The following is a 16,044-nucleotide window of genomic DNA, read 5'->3' as shown; positions in this document are numbered from 1 at the left end:
GTACTGCGCCCCGTTCGCGGACGGCGAACGGCATACAAACGAATCAGGGACGAGCGGTAGCGAACGCACCCCGGACGATCATCTCCTTGACCCGAGCCGCGATCCGCCCGGTGAGCACCGTGCGACCCGGTGCGTCGTCGGCATGCAGCGCCTGAATCACCCCATCCTGCCGACCGAGGCTGATGCACTGAATCAGATAGCGGAACTTCAACTTTCGCGGCTCTCGCCCATCAAGACCCGCGATGACGGCATCGGCGGCGTGCTTGCCGGTCGGCAGCGCGGTGGCGCAGGCCATCCGCAATTCCCGGCCGCCGGGCCCGGCGATCACCGCACTGTCCCCGGCGGCGTACACATCGGGATGGGAGACCGAACGCAATGTCGCGTCGGTCAGCACCCGGCCGGTGCCGTCGACGGCGATACCGGCCCGCGCCGCCAGATCCGGCACCCCGAAACCGGCGGTCCACACCGTCGCCGCGGCCGGGACGACGGACCCGTCGGCCAGCCGGACACCATCCGCGAGCACCTCGACAACCTTTGCACCGGAACGAATTTCGACACCCAGATGGGTCAGCGTGCGTTGGACGTGCGTCGCCGCCCTCGCCGATAGCCAGGCGCCCGGCATCTCCGAGCCGAGCAGGATCACCCGCGAATCCGGTTGCGCCTCGGCGAGTTCGGCGGCCAACTCGATCCCGGTCGACCCCGCGCCGACCACCGCGATCGGCCCGCGCGAAAGCCGCAGCCGTGCAACATCTTCCGGAGTGGCCAGCGCGAAGGCGTGCTCGGCGGCGCCCGGAACGCCGGACAGATCCGCCGTGCTGCCGAGCGCGTAGACCAGCGCGTCGTAATCGAGCGCTTCGCCGTTGTCCAGCAGCACCCGGCCGCCCGCGGTGTCCAGCTCGACGGCCCGCGCATGCACGAACCGAATCTTCTTCGGCTCCAATAATTCCCGTATACCCCACTGGGAGATTCGCTGCCCGGCCGCCGATTGGTGCAGCCGGACCCGCTCGACGAATTCCGCGCGGGCATCGACGACGGTGACCTGTGCGTCCCGCGCCTTGCTCACCAACCTGCCCGCCGCGGCCAGCCCGGCGTACCCGGCGCCGAGAACGATGATGCGATGCTGTCCGGTCATGATGTGGCTCCTTCCGATTAGCCGACACCGACCAGACCGGACAGCTCCCCCAATACTGACAGCCTTGATCTATGAGCCCCGTCACGCCCAGACGCGCGCCAGGTAGGTGAGCTTCTCCGGATTCACCACCAACCGCAGCTCCCCCACCTGATCGCCGTCCAACTCGACCGCGACCACCATCATCGGTACGCCGTTGACCAGCACCACAACCGAGGGCGCGCCGTTGATCTCGAGCACCTCGAGCACCATGCCCGGCACCTCCCAGCGGAACAGCCCGGCCAGGTAGCGCGCGACACTGTTGGCCCCGACCACCGGCCGCCGCGCGGCATTGATCACTCCGCCGCCATCCGCGATGGATACCGCGTCGGCCGTGAGCATCCGCTCCAGCGCCGTGATATCGCCGGTGCGCGCCGCCTTCAGGAATCGTTCGATCAGCTCGCGGGCGTACTCGTCGGGAATCTCGAAGCGGGTCCGGCCCTCCCTGACCCGCTGCGCGGCCCTGCGGTAGACCTGCTGCGAATTGGCCTCGGTGACGGTGAGCATGTCGGCGATCTCCCGGTGCGCGTAGCCGAACGCCTCGCGCAGCACGAACACCGCCCGCTCCACCGGGCTCAGCCGCTCCAGCGTGGTGAGCAGCGCGAGCGAAACCTGTTCGCGCTCCTCGACGGACTCCAGCGGACCCAGCTCGCCCCGCGCGGTCGGCACCGGCTCCGGGAGCCATGGCCCGGCATATGTCTCGCGCCGGGCCCGCGCCGAGACCAGCCAGTTGCGGCAGATGTTGACCACAACGGTGGTCAGCCACGCCTCGGCGGAACGGATTTGGCGACGGTCGGCGGCGTCCCAGCGCAGGTACGCCTCCTGTACGGCGTCCTCGGCCTCCATCGCCGAACCGAGCATGCGGTAGGCCAGCGCGAACAGCCGGGGCCGATGCGCCTGGAATTCGCGCAGCCCATCCGCTTCCACGTGTACCTTCTTCCGATCCCGCCGTCCCGGTAAGACCGTACCGCTCGGCATGATCGCCGCGCGCGGGTGTCTCAGTGGTTCACCGTTGAAGCGGCCGACATCGAAAAAGCGTTGCTCGCGCAGGCCGAAGACGACACCGCGCACTAGATCCGGCAGCGTCGGCCGCCGCCAGACCCACGCCTCGAAACCCCCCAGCCGCAGGCCCCCCAGCGCTGCAAGAGCATTCATACCGAACAGCCTGGTATGCGGCGCTTTGAGAATCCTTAACAAATGCCAGTAACGCCGACCTCACCGGCACAAAGTTCCAGGCGACCGAATTGCCGGGCCTTGCAACGAGATCCGGTCAGTACCGGATCTCGTCGGGCCTGCGCTGTTTGTTGCCCGGACGGCGCAGCCGCAGCCGCGCACTGGAACCCCGGATGGTCGGACGCCGGATAACCGGACGCCGCGGATCGGCCCGGCGCTGGGCCCGGCGCTGGGCGCGCCGCTCGGCGGGCTTGTGCTGCCAGGTCTCCGGACGCGCGGCCACCCAGCGCTGGGAGTGCCAGGCGAAGGGGATATGCCCGAGATACAGCAGCACGAGCACCAGCAGCAGCACGATCGGATAGGTGACCAACGCCGCAGCCGCCAGCGCGACCAGCACCAGCAGCCCGGCCGCGGCCTGCGGCGCCACCGACACCGACTTCATGGCCAGCGTCGGAATCGTGCTGACCGCGAGCGCCGCCGCGAACACCGTCCACGCCGCGGTCACGTAGAACCCGGCCCACCAGCCGTCGCCGAATTCGACGAACATCGCGATCGGCACCATGGCGATCAGCGCCGCCGCGGGCGCGGGCACGCCGACGAAGTACTCCCGCGACCAATCCGGCCGGGTGTCGTCGTCCATCAGCGTGTTGAACCGGGCCAGGCGCAGCACCAGGCTCACCGCGAACACCAGCGCGACGATCCAGCCCGCGCTGTCCTTGTTCAGCAATCCGACATATAGAACGAGTGCGGGCGCGACGCCGAAAGAGATGGCGTCGGAAAGGGAATCGAGTTCCGCGCCCATCTTGGTGGTCGCGTCGAGCATGCGGGCCAGGCGACCGTCCAGGGTGTCGAGCACGGCGGCCGCGCCGATCATCGCCAGCGCGAGTTCGAATTTGCCGTCGAGGCCGAACTTCACCGCGGACAGTCCGGCGCACAGCGCCAGGATGGTGACGATGCTCGGCAGCAGCCGGATGCTGCGCCGCCGCCGATTCGATGCGGGCACGGCCTCCATCATGACAAGTCGGCCAGCACGGTTTCGGCCCCGATGGTGCGCTGGCCCGGCTGAACGAGCAGTTCGGTGCCTGCGGGGAAGTAGGTGTCGACCCGGGAACCGAAGCGGATGAGGCCGTAGGTATCACCGATGGTGAGTTTGTCGCCTGGTCGCGCATCGCAGACGATGCGCCGCGCCAGCAGGCCCGCGATCTGCACGACGACCACCTGCTGCCCGGATTCGGTCTCCAGCACCATGCTGTTGCGCTCGTTCACCGAACTCGCCTCGGGCAGATCGGCGGAGCGGAACTGGCCGGCCTGATGCAGCACCTGACGCACGATTCCCGACACCGGGACACGCTGGACGTGCACGTCGAGCACGGACAGGAAGATGCTCACCCGCGGCAGCGGTTGCTCGCCGAGCCCCAATTCGGCGGGGGGCGTTGCGGTATCGACCAGCGCGACCTCACCGTCGGCCGGCGCGACGACGACGCCGGCCCGGTTCGGCGGCACCCGGTGCGGATGCCGGAAGAAGCAGGCGCATGCGGCCGCGGCGAGCAGACCCGTGCGGCGCAGCCACTTACGCCTGCCGCCGAGCACGGCGACCGCGAGCGGTGCGGCGACGAACGGCAGCCCGGCCGGATGCAGCGGGGGGATCGCGTTGCGCACCAAATCGACGACGTGGCCGACTCCGGTGCGTTCCGGCGTGCCGGGCGGGGTGGGGCGGCGTGCCACAGGCTCCTCTTTCCTCATGGTTAGAACTGGCGCAAGCGTTCACCCTACGCCGAACGGCGCCCGTAGCACGCGTCGGTCAGCGCCGGAAATCACCCGATACGCCGGGAACGAGAAGGCCGCCGCCGCCAAAGGTTAACGCCGCGTACAGCAAGCGTTGCGCGAACGCGGGTATACCCGGGCAATGTAGGAATAGGCACTCGCATCCGGGGTCCCGCGGGCTAATATGAGGGGGCCTCATGTCTACGGGTTCGTAGGTATCGGGCCGATGAGGAAATCAATTCCAGGCTTCGGGGTACAACCCGGCGGCAGGGCCGCAGGTACATAGGAGACGGACCATGGCTGCTCGAATCGCCCAGACAGCAGGGCAGGAGCACACCGCGATCCTCGGGCTCGGCGTATACCGCCCGGCCCGGGTGGTCACCAACGACGAGGTGGCGGGCCCGATCGACTCGAGCGACGAGTGGATTCGAACCCGGTCCGGAATCAAGACCAGGCGCTTCGCGTCGGAGTCGGAAACCATCCAGAGCATGAGCGTCGCCGCGGCGCGTGGCGCGCTGGAATCGGCGGCCGTCGCGGTCGATCAGGTCGATTGCGTGATCGTTGCCACCTCGACGCATCTGCTGCTGACGCCGGCCGCGGCGCCGCAGATCGCGACCGAGCTCGGCATGAACGGCGCTGCGGCATTCGACATTTCGGCGGGCTGCGCCGGTTTCTGCCATGCGCTGGCGCTGGCCTCGGATCTGGTGCGGGCGGGCACATCGAATCACGTGCTGGTGATCGGCGTCGAGAAATTGACCGACACCATCAACCCGCGCGACCGGTCCACCGCCTTCCTCTTCGCCGACGGCGCGGGTGCGGTGATCGTCGGCCCGTCCGAGGAGCAGGGCATCGGCCCGACCGTCTGGGGTTCGGACGGCACCCAGAGCCACGCGATCCGGCAGGACAAGAACTGGGTCGAATTCTTCGCCGAGATCGAGGAAAAGGGGCTCGGCGCGGTGCGGCCCTACCTCACCATGGAGGGCACGGCCGTATTCCGTTGGGCCGCACACTCGTTGGAGAAGGTCTGTCGCGACGCGATGGACCGCGCCGGCCTGGCCCCCGAGGATATGGACGCGATGATCCCGCATCAGGCCAACGGCCGGATCATCGAAATCATGGCCAGGACACTGAAATTGCCGGAGCACTGCGCGCTGGCCAACGATATCGAGGAGACCGGTAACACATCGGCCGCGTCGATTCCGCTGGCCATGGAGGCGATGCTGCGCAAGAACGAGGCGAAGCCCGGCGACACCGCGCTGCTCATCGCATTCGGCGCCGGGCTGTCCTACGCCGCCCAGGTGGTGAAACTGCCTAAGTGGCAGTAGTTTTCAGCCCAATGCCCAGGTGACCTTCACGGTGAAGGTCACCGTCTGGGTGCCGGGTTCGAGCGAAAACGATTCGGGCGCGTTGGCCGACTGCGGCTTCGGGTTGTCGCTGGTGGCCTCGTTGATGGTGACCACGTCCTTCAGCTTCAGCCCGGCCAGTACGGCATATTGTTCGGCGCGGGATTTCGCGTCGGCGAAGGCGCGGGCGCGCGCGTCGGAGATCAGCTTGGAGTTGTCCTCCAAGGCGAAAGACACACCGCGCAAACGGGTTTCGTTACCGCCGGCCTTTATCGCACCGTCGAGGACCGCGGAGGCCTTCGACAGCTCGCGCACCACGACGTGCACCATATTCGTCGCGCGGTAATCGGTGACGGTGTGGCCGTCCGGCGTGTACTGCGGCTGGATCGACAGATCGGTGGTGCGGATGTCCTCTCGTGCGACGCCCGCGGCGACCATGGCATCGGTCATCGCCTTGGCCCGGTCGTTGACGGTGGCGATGGCGCCGGAGACATTGTCCGCGGCGACCTCGACACCCAGATCGGCATTCAGGGTGTCCGGTGCGCCGCGCACCTGACCGGTGCCGACCACGGTGACATCGCGGTCGGCGGGCGTCGCCGATTTGCCGCATCCGGTGCAGAGCATGGCCGCACCGGCCACCACGGCCACGAACGGCATGTATCGCATACCCGGAACTTACGCGCCGAATCCCGCGGAACCGGTCAGCCGCGCGCCTCCGCTGCGGATTTGATCTTGCCGAGGGTTTCGGTCATGCCGCGCACCAGATCTGCCTCGAACGACTCCTCACCACCGAACCCGATATCGATCGACTTGCGGACCAACTGCGGAATCCCCTTGGGCGCAAGGTCGCGCCGCTCGACGAGCCGGGTCCCGGCCTCGGTCGGCTCCAGGGTGTAGCTCCAGGTGGTCCGGTTCTCGTTCATCCGGAAGGCGAGGGATTTGTTCGGCTCGAACCGGACGATGCGCGACGACGTCGGCCAATACTTTTTGCCGTCGGTGTTCAGATTGATCGTCCAGGTGCCCGCCTTGACCCGGCCGAGCGGGAGCATGCGCACGCATTGCGGGCTGAATTCCGGCATGCGTTTGAGATCCGCGAGCACGGCCCACACCCGTTCCGGCGGCGCGGCGATATCGACGGCGACTTCGAGATTCTTGGGCAACGCTGCCTCCGGGGGACTCGGTGCTTCTGCTGTCGCGATGATAATCGGGAAGACAGTTGGGTCACATTTTCGCATGTTGTGAAGGCCCCTTGTAATACACGGCGCACAATGGCTGATAGACGAAGCACCAGACACTGCCACCAGCTTTCCCGTCAAACGTGAGGTGATCGGCCGTGAAACTGCGCTCACTCCTCCATCGCAGGCAGTCGGACAAACTCCCACTGCTCCCCGCAACCGAATCCGAAGACGGGCACACCGTCCGTGGCATGTTCTCCCTCCGTGAACAGAAATCGAGCGCCCAGGAGGAGCGTCTGGAACGCCTGCTCACCCCGAAAGAGCTGGATCTGGTGCGGGAGAACCGGCTCTGAGCGCCGAGCAATTCACGTCCACACGATGGCCCGTTCGCGCCGGGCTGACGAAACGCCGGCGACGCGCCGTCGGCCGAGACTCCATACTCTTTAGGTGACTTCACCCGCTGCCACGAAGCCGGCCATCCTCAGCGTCGACGACGATCCGGGGGTTTCCCGCGCGGTCGTCCGCGACCTGCGCCGCCGTTATGGGGCCGATTACCGGATTCTGCGCGCGGAATCGGGCGCCGCGGCGCTCGACGCGCTCCGTGAGATGAAATTGCGCGGCCAGCCGGTCGCCGTGCTGATCGCCGACTACCGGATGCCGGGTATGGACGGCATCGAATTCCTGGAGCAGGCAATGGACCTGCACCCGTACGCACGGCGCGTACTGCTGACCGCCTACGCCGACACCAATGCCGCCATCGACGCGATCAACGTCGTCGATCTGGACCACTACCTGCTCAAGCCGTGGGATCCGCCGGAGGAGAAGCTCTATCCGGTGCTCGACGGGCTGCTCGACGCCTGGCGCAGCAGCGAACAGCGCCCGGTGTACGAGACCAAGGTGGTCGGCAACCGCTGGTCGCCGCGCTCCTCGCAGGTGCGGGAGTTCCTGGCGCGCAACCAATTGCCCTACCGCTGGTACCTGGCCGACGAGCCCGAGGGCGCGCGGCTGCTGGAGGCGGCGGGCGCCGATCCGGAGCGCTGCCCGGTGGTGATCACCGCGACGGGTGAGGCGCTCGTACAGCCGAGCGATGGCGAATTGGCCGAGAACGTCGGGCTTTCCACCACGCCGACCGGCGATTTCTACGACCTGATCGTGGTCGGCGGCGGGCCCGCCGGACTGGGCGCCGCGGTGTACGGCGCGTCCGAGGGCCTGCGCACGGTGCTGGTCGAGCGGACCGCGACCGGCGGCCAGGCCGGGCAGAGTTCGCGCATCGAGAACTATCTCGGCTTTCCCGACGGGGTGTCCGGCGCGCAATTGGCCGACCGGGCGCGGCGGCAGGCGGCCAAATTCGGCGCCGAGGTGATCACCACCCGCGAGGTGGTGGGGCTGGAGGTGAACGGGTCGGCGCGCACGGTCCGCTTCGCCGACGGCGGGCGGCTGTGCGGGCACACCGTGATCATCGCGACCGGCGTCGATTACCGGCGCCATCCCGCGCCCGGCGTCGACGATTTCACCGGGCGCGGCGTCTATTACGGCTCGGCCATGACCGAGGCCGCCGAATGCGCCGACTGCGAGGTCTACATCGTCGGCGGGGCGAATTCGGCGGGCCAGGCCGCGGTATTCCTGTCCCGCAATGCCCGCACGGTCCATCTGGTGGTGCGCGCGGATTCGCTGGAGAAATCCATGTCGCACTATCTGATCCAGCAGATCGCGCAGATTCCGAATATCGAGGTGCACACCAGGACGGAGGTGGTGGCCGCCGACGGCGACGATCACCTGCGCCAGATCGTGCTGCGCAATAACGACACCGGCGTGGAAGAAAAAGCCGATGCCGAACGGTTGTTCCTGTTCATCGGGGCCGCACCGCAGACCGAATGGCTCGACGGCATGGTCATCCGCGACTCGGCCGGATATGTGGTGGCCGGGCCGGACCTGATGGTCGACGGCAACAGACCGGCGGGCTGGGAGCTCGCCCGCCCGCCGCATCACCTGGAGACCAGCGTGCCCGGTGTCTTCGTGGCCGGTGACGTGCACGCCGACTCGGCCAAGCGGGTCGCATCGGCGGTCGGCGAGGGTGCGATGGCGGTCATGCTCGTGCACCGGTATCTGGCTTAGGGAAGGGTTTCAATGACTTCTAATGAGATTGCCCAGCGCAGTAGCCGTTTGGTCTGCGACCCGGCCGAGCTGCGTTCCCTGTTCCTATTCGAGCACCTCGACGACGAACAGCTGGACTGGCTGTGCCGCGACGGCCGGGTCGAATACATCGAGCCCGGAAAGGTTTTCGCCGAGGGCGATCAGGCCACCTGCTTCTATGTGCTGATGGACGGCGAGGTGGTGCTCACCAAACTGTCCGGGGGCACCGAGATCGAACTGGTGCGCACCCAGCACCACGGTTCGTACGCGGGCGCCTGGCAGGCGTATATCGGCGACAAGGCGGACCAGCACTACACCGCGTCGATGTATGTCACCCGCAAGTCGCGGTTCTACGTCCTGGACGCGGCGATCTTCGCGCGCATGATGCGGGAATGGTTCCCGATGGCCGTCCATTTACTGGAGGGCGTCTTCTTCGGCAACCGGAACACCAACGCGCGCATCAGCCAGCGCGAGCGTCTGCTCGCGCTGGGCTCGCTCTCGGCCGGACTCACCCACGAGCTGAACAATCCGGCCGCCGCCGCGGTGCGCGCCACCGCGGGCCTGCGCGACCGGGTCGCCGGGATGCGGCACAAGCTGGCGATGATGGCCGACGGCAAATTCGATCCGAAATCCCTTGTGGCCATGGTGCAATTGCAGGAGGAGGCGGCCGCGCAGGTGGCCAAGGCCCCCGATCTGACCCCGATGGAGGCCGCCGACCGCGAGGATATGCTCGGCGACTGGCTGGAGGAGCACGGCATCGAGGACGCCTGGAATCTGGCGCCGAATTTCGTGCAGGCCGGATTCGACGTCGATTGGCTGGAGAAGGTCTCGGCCACCCTGGAAGGCTGCGAGGCCAAGGTTTTCCAGGGGGCGATCCGATGGCTGAACTACACCATCGAGACCGAGCTGCTGATGAATGAGATCGCCGACTCCACCACCAGGATTTCCTCGCTCGTCGATGCGGCCAAACAGTATTCGCAGATGGACCGGGCGCCGTTCCAGGTGGTGGATATCCACGATCTGCTCGACAGCACGCTGGTGATGCTGAGCCGTAAGCTCGGCGACGGCATCGAGGTGGTCAAGGAATACGACCGCACGCTGCCCCAAATTCCTTGTTACGCAGCGGAATTGAATCAGGTATGGACGAACCTGATCGATAACGCGGTGTACGCGATGCAGGGCTCGGGCACGCTCACCATTCGCACCAGACGCGAAACCAATTGTGTCGTAGTGGAAATCGGCGATACCGGGCCCGGCGTGCCGCCGGAGGTGAAGAATCGGGTCTTCGAACCGTTCTTCACCACCAAGCCGATGGGCGAGGGCACCGGGCTCGGTTTGGATATCTCCTTCCGCATCGTCGTCAACAAGCATCACGGCGATATCCGGCTGGAATCCGAGCCCGGCAACACCAAATTCACGGTTTGGCTGCCGCTGGACCGCCCGGCGGACAACGGCGCCGAAGCCGAGGATGGAGGTCAGCAGTGACACAGGAGCTGGACGGTATCGATCCGACGGTGCCACCGAGCGGTACCGGATGCGTGGAATGCGAAGCGGCACAAGGCTGGTGGGTGCATCTGCGACGGTGCGCCCAGTGCGGGCACATCGGCTGTTGCGACACATCGCCCGCGCAGCACGCCAGCAGGCACGCCAAGGAGACCGGGCATCCGTTCATCCAGAGCTACGAACCCGGCGAGGACTGGTTCTGGGACTTCCGCACCGAGGAAATGTACGGCGGTGGGCCCGAACTGGCACCCCCGCACAGCCACCCCGCCGATCAGGGTGTACCCGGCCCGCGCGGGCGGGTGCCCGCCGACTGGCAGGCGCACATCCACTGAGGTTCAGCCTCCCGACACGATGTCAATGGTGCTGGCATGAAGGCGAAATCCCAAGTGCGCCAATACGATCGAGCTGGTGAATAAAGATCGTATGGCCAACCGCCGCTCGTTCGTCGTCGGCTCCGCCGCGGCGATCACCGGCGCCGGGGCCGGATTCGCGGCGGGCAGGTTCACCGGAGCGGATCCGGATATCTCGGCGGCGACGGGCTCTTTCAAGATCGTCGACAATCGCGGCAAACAGCGGTTCCTCTTCGAATCCCGCAAGCCGCCGATCATCCTCGGCGGCAAGACATATCCGGCGGAGCAACGCAGCGGTCCGGATGCCTCCTACATCCTGTTCAACGACGAGAACGGCGACGAGAAGGGCGGCATCGTCGCGGCAAGCGATGGCACCCTGATCTCGCTCGACTACCCCAACGGCGACGCCATCCACTTGCATACCCGGTGGCACGACAGGTCGGGCGCCGCCTCACTCCTGATCAACCATTTCGGCGATCCGACGACTCCGCCCGAACAGGCGAAGCATCCGATGGGGCTGCTCCTCTACGCCGACAGCGAGAACGGAACGGGTCTGACCCTGTGCGATCCACAGGGCAGGCCACGGATTCGGCTGCGCGTCGCGATGGACGGCACACCCTCCATCGCATTCCTCGACGAACAGGGCGCGGTGGTGAACGAACTCCGGGGTGGCGATAGCAAATCGCAATAATCTAGCAAAACCAGCACTGACCGGGGTTTCCTGACATAACGTCGATCGAGACATGGGTCAGCGAAGTGATAGCAATCACAGGTTGAACGCAGACCCGCAGGTATGTTCGGAACGTGCGACGGATCGGCGAGACGGTGGACGCGGTCGCGGCCTTCCTGGGAGCGGCGGTCGCAGGCATTGCGCTGTTCCTGCCGATCAGCTTCAGCTGGACCGGCGAGACCACCCCGTACCGGATCGCCAGCCTGATCAACAGCGTGCCGCGCGGCGCGGCCATCGGATTGATCGTCGCGGTCGCGGTCTGCGTCGTGGTCGTCACCTTCACCCGGACCTCGGCGGCCTGGTTGGTCGCGACGGTCGGCATGATCGGGATGTTCGTCAATCACACCGCAGGCCGCCATGTTTCGAATGCGGACATGCTCACCACGCAGAACTATCTCGACTCGGTGTGCGCCGGAATCGTGCTCGGCGCGCTCGGCGCCGCGGTGTTGCGCAGGCGGATACCCGCGGCGGCGTTCGCGATCGGCAGCGCGGGCTTCTTCGTCTTCGGCGATCTGGCCGACATCCTCGAAATCTCCGACCAGGACCCGTACTCCGTGCTGGAGACCCCGCCGCGCTGGCTCATCGCCATCGCCATGGCGCTGCTGATACTCGGCACGCTGCGCAACCGTTCGCGGGTCAAACACCCCGACGCGGTGCGGATGGCGCTGGATCTGCCGCTCGCGCCGATCGTCGCGGCCATGGTGCTCTCGCTGGTGGTGCTCGCCACCTCGGAATGGCTCGCGCGCCAATTCCAGAACTCGCCGGATGCCGGGCACGGTGTCGATATCGGGCTCGCGGTGGCCGCGACCCTCGCGGCGGCGACCGTCGCCGCGATGCTGCTGCCGGGCCGGGACGGCACCGGCGTCTATCTGGCGGTAGCCCTGGTGGCGGCGGCGGACGCGATCGGCGGCGCACCCCGGCCGGGGTGGAGCATCTTCGCGCTACTCGCCCTGACCTCGCTCGGCATGTTCATCGGTACGCGGCTGGCATCGACCGCGATGGCCGCGCTGCTGATCGCCGGGCTCGCCGTCTACGCGATGCTGCTGCCCGACATACACGACAACACCGTGCTGCATATGACCGGCAGTTCCGCACTCGCGCTCACCGCGGGCTACTGCTGCGGCGTCGCGTGGCCGCAGTACGCGCCGAGCGGGGTGCTCGGGCTGACGGCGCTGTATCTGCCGTCGATCGTCACGGCGCTGCCGCTGGAGCGGGCGGCCTGGCCGGTGCCCGACGCTACCGCACACGGCACCAGGCTCGGGCGGACCGCGCTCGCGGTCGCCATCGGCTGTGCGGTGGGTTTGGCTGTGCTGCACCGCATTCGGCCGCGACACCGGCCGACGCCCGCGACGCCGGTAGCGGATGAGTCATTTGCCGATACATAGCGACACTTCGCGGAGATGGCCGACGCCATAGTCGCCCGATGCGCGAATCCACCTGGTTTTTCTTACGATTGTCCTGGACAGCCCGAGATACCGACCAGCCGGAGTGAAGTTTGCTCATTATCCTGCTCGCACACGCGATCGCCGCACTGGCCGCGCCGCTGTGCGTGCGGGCACTGGGACGCAACGCCTTCTACCCGCTAGCGCTGGTGCCGCTCGGCTGCCTCGGCTGGGTGATCGCGAATTGGGGTGATACCCAACAGGTTCGGCTCGCGTGGGCGCCGAGCATCCAGATGAACGTCGACCTGCGCTTCGATTCGCTCGCCGCCATCATGTGCGCGCTGGTGCTCGGCATCGGCGCGCTGATAATCGCTTACTGCGCACGATATTTCGAGGACGACGAGCCCCGTTTGGGGCTGTTCGCCGCCGAGCTGGTCGGCTTCGCCGGAGCCATGTTCGGACTGGTCACCAGCGATAATATGGTGCTGCTGTTCATCTTCTGGGAAACCACGACCGTGCTGTCGTTCCTGCTGGTCGGGCATAACGCGGAGCAGCCGGTGAGCAGGCGGGCCGCGATCCAGGCGCTGCTGGTGACCGGCGCGGGCGGGCTGGCGATGCTGGTCGGCATCATCATCGTCGGCGAGCGCAGCGGCAGCTATCTACTGTCCGACCTACTCGCACATGGCAATCCGCCGACCGGTGCGGCCATGGACGTCGCCGTCGCGCTGCTGCTGATCGGCGCGCTGAGCAAATCGGCGATCGTGCCGCTGCACTTCTGGCTGCCCGGCGCGATGGCCGCGCCGACGCCGGTGAGCGCGTACCTGCACGCCGCCGCGATGGTGAAGGCGGGTGTGTACCTGGTGGCGCGGCTGGCGCCGGTATTCGCCGGCAACCCGCTCTGGCATCCGATCGTGCTGACCCTCGGGGTGGCATCGATGCTGCTGGCCGGGCTGCGGTCGCTGCAGGTCACCGATCTCAAGCTGGTGCTGGCCTTCGGCACGGTGAGCCAGCTCGGATTCCTGCTGGTGCTGGTCGGGATCGGCACGCCCGAGGCGGCGCTGGCGGGCACCGCGCTGATCGTTTCGCACGCGCTGTTCAAGGCGTGCCTGTTCATGGTGGTCGGGATCATCGACCATTCGGCGGGTACGCGGGATCTGCGGCTGCTGTCCGGGCTCGGGCGGCGAGCGCCGGTGCTGTGCGGTGCCGCGGCGCTCGCCGCGCTGAGCATGGCCGGATTGCCGCCGATGATCGGATTCGTGGCCAAGGAGAGTGCGCTGGACTCGATCCTGCGGGCCGATGGTCTCGCGGATCCGGCCCGGATCCTGCTGTGCGCCGGGGTGGTGCTCGGCTCGGTGCTCACGGTCGGCTACAGCGCGCGATTCCTGTGGGGTGCGTTCGCGGACAAGCGAATTCGCGATGATTCCGCACCATGGCATGCGCCCGGCGCGCTATTCCTCGCGCCGCCAGTGGTTTTGGCCGTAGCGAGCCTGGCGGCCGGACTCGCCGCCGACTGGGTGAGCGACCGCCTGGCGCCATACGCGAAAACCCTGCCCGGCGAGCTGGTTTCCCATCTCGCGCTCTGGCACGGCTTCGGCACGCCGCTCGCGCTGACCATGGTCGTCATCGCGCTGGGTCTCGTACTGTTCGAAATCCGGGACCGGCTGGGCGAATCCGCGAAACCGCGCCTCGGCAATGCCGACCGCGCCTACGACGCGACGCTGCGCGCGATGGACAATCTCTCGCTGCGGATGACCAGGGCGACCCAGCGCGGCTCGCTTCCGCTGAGCCAGACCACCATCCTGATCACGCTCATCGTGCTGCCGACGGTGCTGCTCGCCACCGGCACACGCACCGGAATCGAACTGCGCCTGTGGGATTCGCCATTGCAGGCGGTGATCGGCGCGATCATGGTGGTGATGGCGATCGGCGCGACGGTCCTGCGCAACCGCCTGGCCAGCGTGCTGTTCGTCGGGGTCACCGGCTACGGCTGCGGCGTGCTGTTCGCGCTGCACGGCGCGCCGGATCTGGCGCTCACCCAATTCCTGGTCGAGACGCTGACGCTGGTGATCTTCGTGCTGGTGCTGCGCGCCTTCCCCGCCGAGATCGAGGCGAGTCGCACCGGGCGGTTCAAGAAGCGCAGGGCGCTGCTGGCGATACTGGTCGGCGCGGTGGTGTCCGGCCTGGCAGCGTTCGCCGTCGCGGCCCGGTCGGCGGAGCCGATCTGGCACCGGATCCCGCCCGCCGCATACCAATTCGGCGGCGGCAAGAACGCGGTCAACGTGCTGCTCGTCGATATCCGCGCCTGGGACACCCTCGGCGAGATCTCGGTGCTCGTCGTCGCCGCGACCGGCGTCGCATCGCTGGTATTCCGCAGTCGCCGGTTCGGCAGCCTGCCGAGGGCGGTGGAATCGCCCAACTATCGACCCGACATGGTGACCTGGTTGACCGCCGGACGACTGCTCGACCGCCGGTATCGGTCCATCGTCCTGCAAATCACCACCAGGCTGGTCTTCCCGACCATCATGGTGCTCTCGGTGTATTTCTTCTTCTCCGGCCACAATGCGCCGGGCGGCGGTTTCGCGGGCGGACTGACCGCCGGATTGGCGCTGGTGCTGCGCTATCTCGCGGGCGGGCGCTACGAGCTGGCCGAGGCGCTGCCGATCGAGGCCGGTCACCTGCTGGGCGCCGGCCTCGCGCTGGCCGCGGGCACCGCGACCAGTTCGCTGCTGCTCGGCGCGCCGCCGCTGTCCTCGGCCGTCGTCGCGATCACGCTACCGGTGCTCGGCCAGATCAAACTGGTGACCGCGCTGTTCTTCGATCTCGGCGTCTACCTGATCGTCGTCGGCCTCGTACTCGATGTGCTGCGCAGCCTCGGCGTCCGGCTCGGCAGCGAGCTGGACACCGAAAATGTTGCGGCGAAAGGGGTTTCGCGATGACGGCGAATCTCACCCTGCTGCTGGTGATCGGCGTGCTGGTGGCGTGCGGGGTGTATCTCATCCTGGAACGCGCGGTGTCGAAGATGCTGCTCGGCATGATCCTGTTCGGCAATGCGGTGAACCTGCTGATCATCACGGTCGGCGGGGCATCGGGGCGGCCGCCGATCTTCGGCGACTCGAATCCGGATCACCGCGCGATGGCCGATCCGCTGGCCCAGGCCATGGTGCTCACCGCGATCGTCATCACCATGGGCATCGCCGCGTTCGTACTGGCCCTCGCTTACCGCTCATACGCGCTGACCACCACCGAGCAGGTCGAGAACGATCCGGAGGACCGTGAGGTCGCCACCCGGCGCGCGGCGGAGGATCCGGAAACATGATGGGCCC

15 protein-coding genes are annotated in these 16,044 nt (G+C 67.3%); 9 read left to right on the top strand and 6 right to left on the bottom strand.

The features are described from left to right. Positions 1-43: 43 nt before the first annotated feature. From LGY53_RS09025 to LGY53_RS09010, 4 genes are all read right to left on the bottom strand, one after another. Complete coding sequence (locus LGY53_RS09025) at positions 44-1,132, bottom strand: NAD(P)/FAD-dependent oxidoreductase (RefSeq protein ID WP_225726161.1); 1,089 nt, start codon at positions 1,130-1,132, stop codon at positions 44-46. 81 nt (positions 1,133-1,213) lie between these two features. Next, positions 1,214-2,323, bottom strand: a complete 1,110-nt coding sequence (locus tag LGY53_RS09020) for an RNA polymerase sigma-70 factor (RefSeq protein ID WP_225726160.1) — start codon at positions 2,321-2,323, stop codon at positions 1,214-1,216. A gap of 115 nt (positions 2,324-2,438) precedes the next feature. Next, entirely contained in the window at positions 2,439-3,356 is a 918-nt protein-coding gene (locus LGY53_RS09015; protein ID WP_167478333.1) for a phosphatidylcholine/phosphatidylserine synthase, read from the bottom strand. Then, entirely contained in the window at positions 3,353-4,066 is a 714-nt protein-coding gene (locus tag LGY53_RS09010) for a phosphatidylserine decarboxylase (RefSeq protein ID WP_225726159.1), read from the bottom strand. Before LGY53_RS09010 ends, LGY53_RS09015 begins: the two co-directional genes overlap by 4 nt. A 335-nt stretch (positions 4,067-4,401) precedes the next feature. Between LGY53_RS09010 and LGY53_RS09005 the strand changes: the two genes are divergently transcribed. Beyond that, entirely contained in the window at positions 4,402-5,430 is a 1,029-nt protein-coding gene (locus LGY53_RS09005; protein ID WP_225726158.1) for a beta-ketoacyl-ACP synthase III, read from the top strand. Between the two features lie 3 nt (positions 5,431-5,433). Here LGY53_RS09005 and LGY53_RS09000 read toward each other — a convergent pair whose 3' ends face one another. Continuing rightward, complete coding sequence (locus LGY53_RS09000; RefSeq protein WP_225726157.1) at positions 5,434-6,114, bottom strand: SIMPL domain-containing protein; 681 nt, start codon at positions 6,112-6,114, stop codon at positions 5,434-5,436. Between the two features lie 35 nt (positions 6,115-6,149). Beyond that, a complete protein-coding gene (locus LGY53_RS08995; protein ID WP_225726156.1) occupies positions 6,150-6,608 on the bottom strand; it encodes an SRPBCC family protein in 459 nt (152 codons plus the stop codon). A gap of 173 nt (positions 6,609-6,781) precedes the next feature. On the opposite strand from LGY53_RS08995, the gene LGY53_RS08990 reads away from it, so the two are divergent. From LGY53_RS08990 to LGY53_RS08955, 8 genes are all read left to right on the top strand, one after another. Then, complete coding sequence (locus LGY53_RS08990; protein WP_225726155.1) at positions 6,782-6,976, top strand: hypothetical protein; 195 nt, start codon at positions 6,782-6,784, stop codon at positions 6,974-6,976. A gap of 94 nt (positions 6,977-7,070) precedes the next feature. Then, complete coding sequence (locus tag LGY53_RS08985) at positions 7,071-8,738, top strand: FAD-dependent oxidoreductase (protein WP_225726154.1); 1,668 nt, start codon at positions 7,071-7,073, stop codon at positions 8,736-8,738. A 12-nt stretch (positions 8,739-8,750) separates the two neighbouring features. Beyond that, positions 8,751-10,241: an ATP-binding protein gene (locus LGY53_RS08980; RefSeq protein WP_225726153.1), complete on the top strand. Its 1,491-nt coding sequence runs from the start codon at positions 8,751-8,753 to the stop codon at positions 10,239-10,241. Beyond that, positions 10,238-10,591 carry a UBP-type zinc finger domain-containing protein gene (locus tag LGY53_RS08975; protein ID WP_225726152.1) on the top strand — a complete coding sequence of 118 codons (354 nt, stop codon included), beginning with the start codon at positions 10,238-10,240 and terminating at the stop codon, positions 10,589-10,591. The genes LGY53_RS08980 and LGY53_RS08975 overlap by 4 nt, the downstream gene beginning before the upstream one ends. Before the next feature lie 76 nt (positions 10,592-10,667). Then, positions 10,668-11,300 carry a hypothetical protein gene (locus LGY53_RS08970; RefSeq protein WP_225726151.1) on the top strand — a complete coding sequence of 211 codons (633 nt, stop codon included), beginning with the start codon at positions 10,668-10,670 and terminating at the stop codon, positions 11,298-11,300. A 113-nt stretch (positions 11,301-11,413) separates the two neighbouring features. Continuing rightward, a complete protein-coding gene (locus LGY53_RS08965) occupies positions 11,414-12,724 on the top strand; it encodes a hypothetical protein (RefSeq protein ID WP_225726150.1) in 1,311 nt (436 codons plus the stop codon). 110 nt (positions 12,725-12,834) lie between these two features. Continuing rightward, a complete protein-coding gene (locus tag LGY53_RS08960) occupies positions 12,835-15,657 on the top strand; it encodes a Na+/H+ antiporter subunit A (RefSeq protein WP_225726149.1) in 2,823 nt (940 codons plus the stop codon). After that, positions 15,654-16,037 (top strand): Na(+)/H(+) antiporter subunit C, encoded by a 384-nt coding sequence (locus LGY53_RS08955; RefSeq protein ID WP_225726148.1) that lies wholly within the window; start codon positions 15,654-15,656, stop codon positions 16,035-16,037. Before LGY53_RS08960 ends, LGY53_RS08955 begins: the two co-directional genes overlap by 4 nt. The last annotated feature ends 7 nt before the right edge of the window (positions 16,038-16,044 follow it).

It is taken from the genome of Nocardia sp. JCM 34519.1 (assembly GCF_020361265.1).
In the GTDB taxonomy this organism is placed as follows: Bacteria; Actinomycetota; Actinomycetes; order Mycobacteriales; family Mycobacteriaceae; genus Nocardia; species Nocardia arthritidis_A.
Note: the sequence above shows the minus strand (reverse complement) of the source record. Positions and strands in the feature narration are given on the sequence as shown.

Excerpts from the sequence above, each read along its gene's own strand:
- LGY53_RS08980 (WP_225726153.1), top strand. The coding sequence starts at position 8,751 with ATGACTTCTAATGAGATTGCCCAGCGCAGTAGCCGTTTGGTCTGCGAC.
- LGY53_RS09005 (WP_225726158.1), top strand. The coding sequence starts at position 4,402 with ATGGCTGCTCGAATCGCCCAGACAGCAGGGCAGGAGCACACCGCGATC.
- LGY53_RS09000 (WP_225726157.1), bottom strand. The coding sequence starts at position 6,114 with ATGCGATACATGCCGTTCGTGGCCGTGGTGGCCGGTGCGGCCATGCTC.
- LGY53_RS09025 (WP_225726161.1), bottom strand. The coding sequence starts at position 1,132 with ATGACCGGACAGCATCGCATCATCGTTCTCGGCGCCGGGTACGCCGGG.
- LGY53_RS08955 (WP_225726148.1), top strand. The coding sequence starts at position 15,654 with ATGACGGCGAATCTCACCCTGCTGCTGGTGATCGGCGTGCTGGTGGCG.
- LGY53_RS09015 (WP_167478333.1), bottom strand. The coding sequence starts at position 3,356 with ATGATGGAGGCCGTGCCCGCATCGAATCGGCGGCGGCGCAGCATCCGG.
- LGY53_RS09020 (WP_225726160.1), bottom strand. The coding sequence starts at position 2,323 with ATGAATGCTCTTGCAGCGCTGGGGGGCCTGCGGCTGGGGGGTTTCGAG.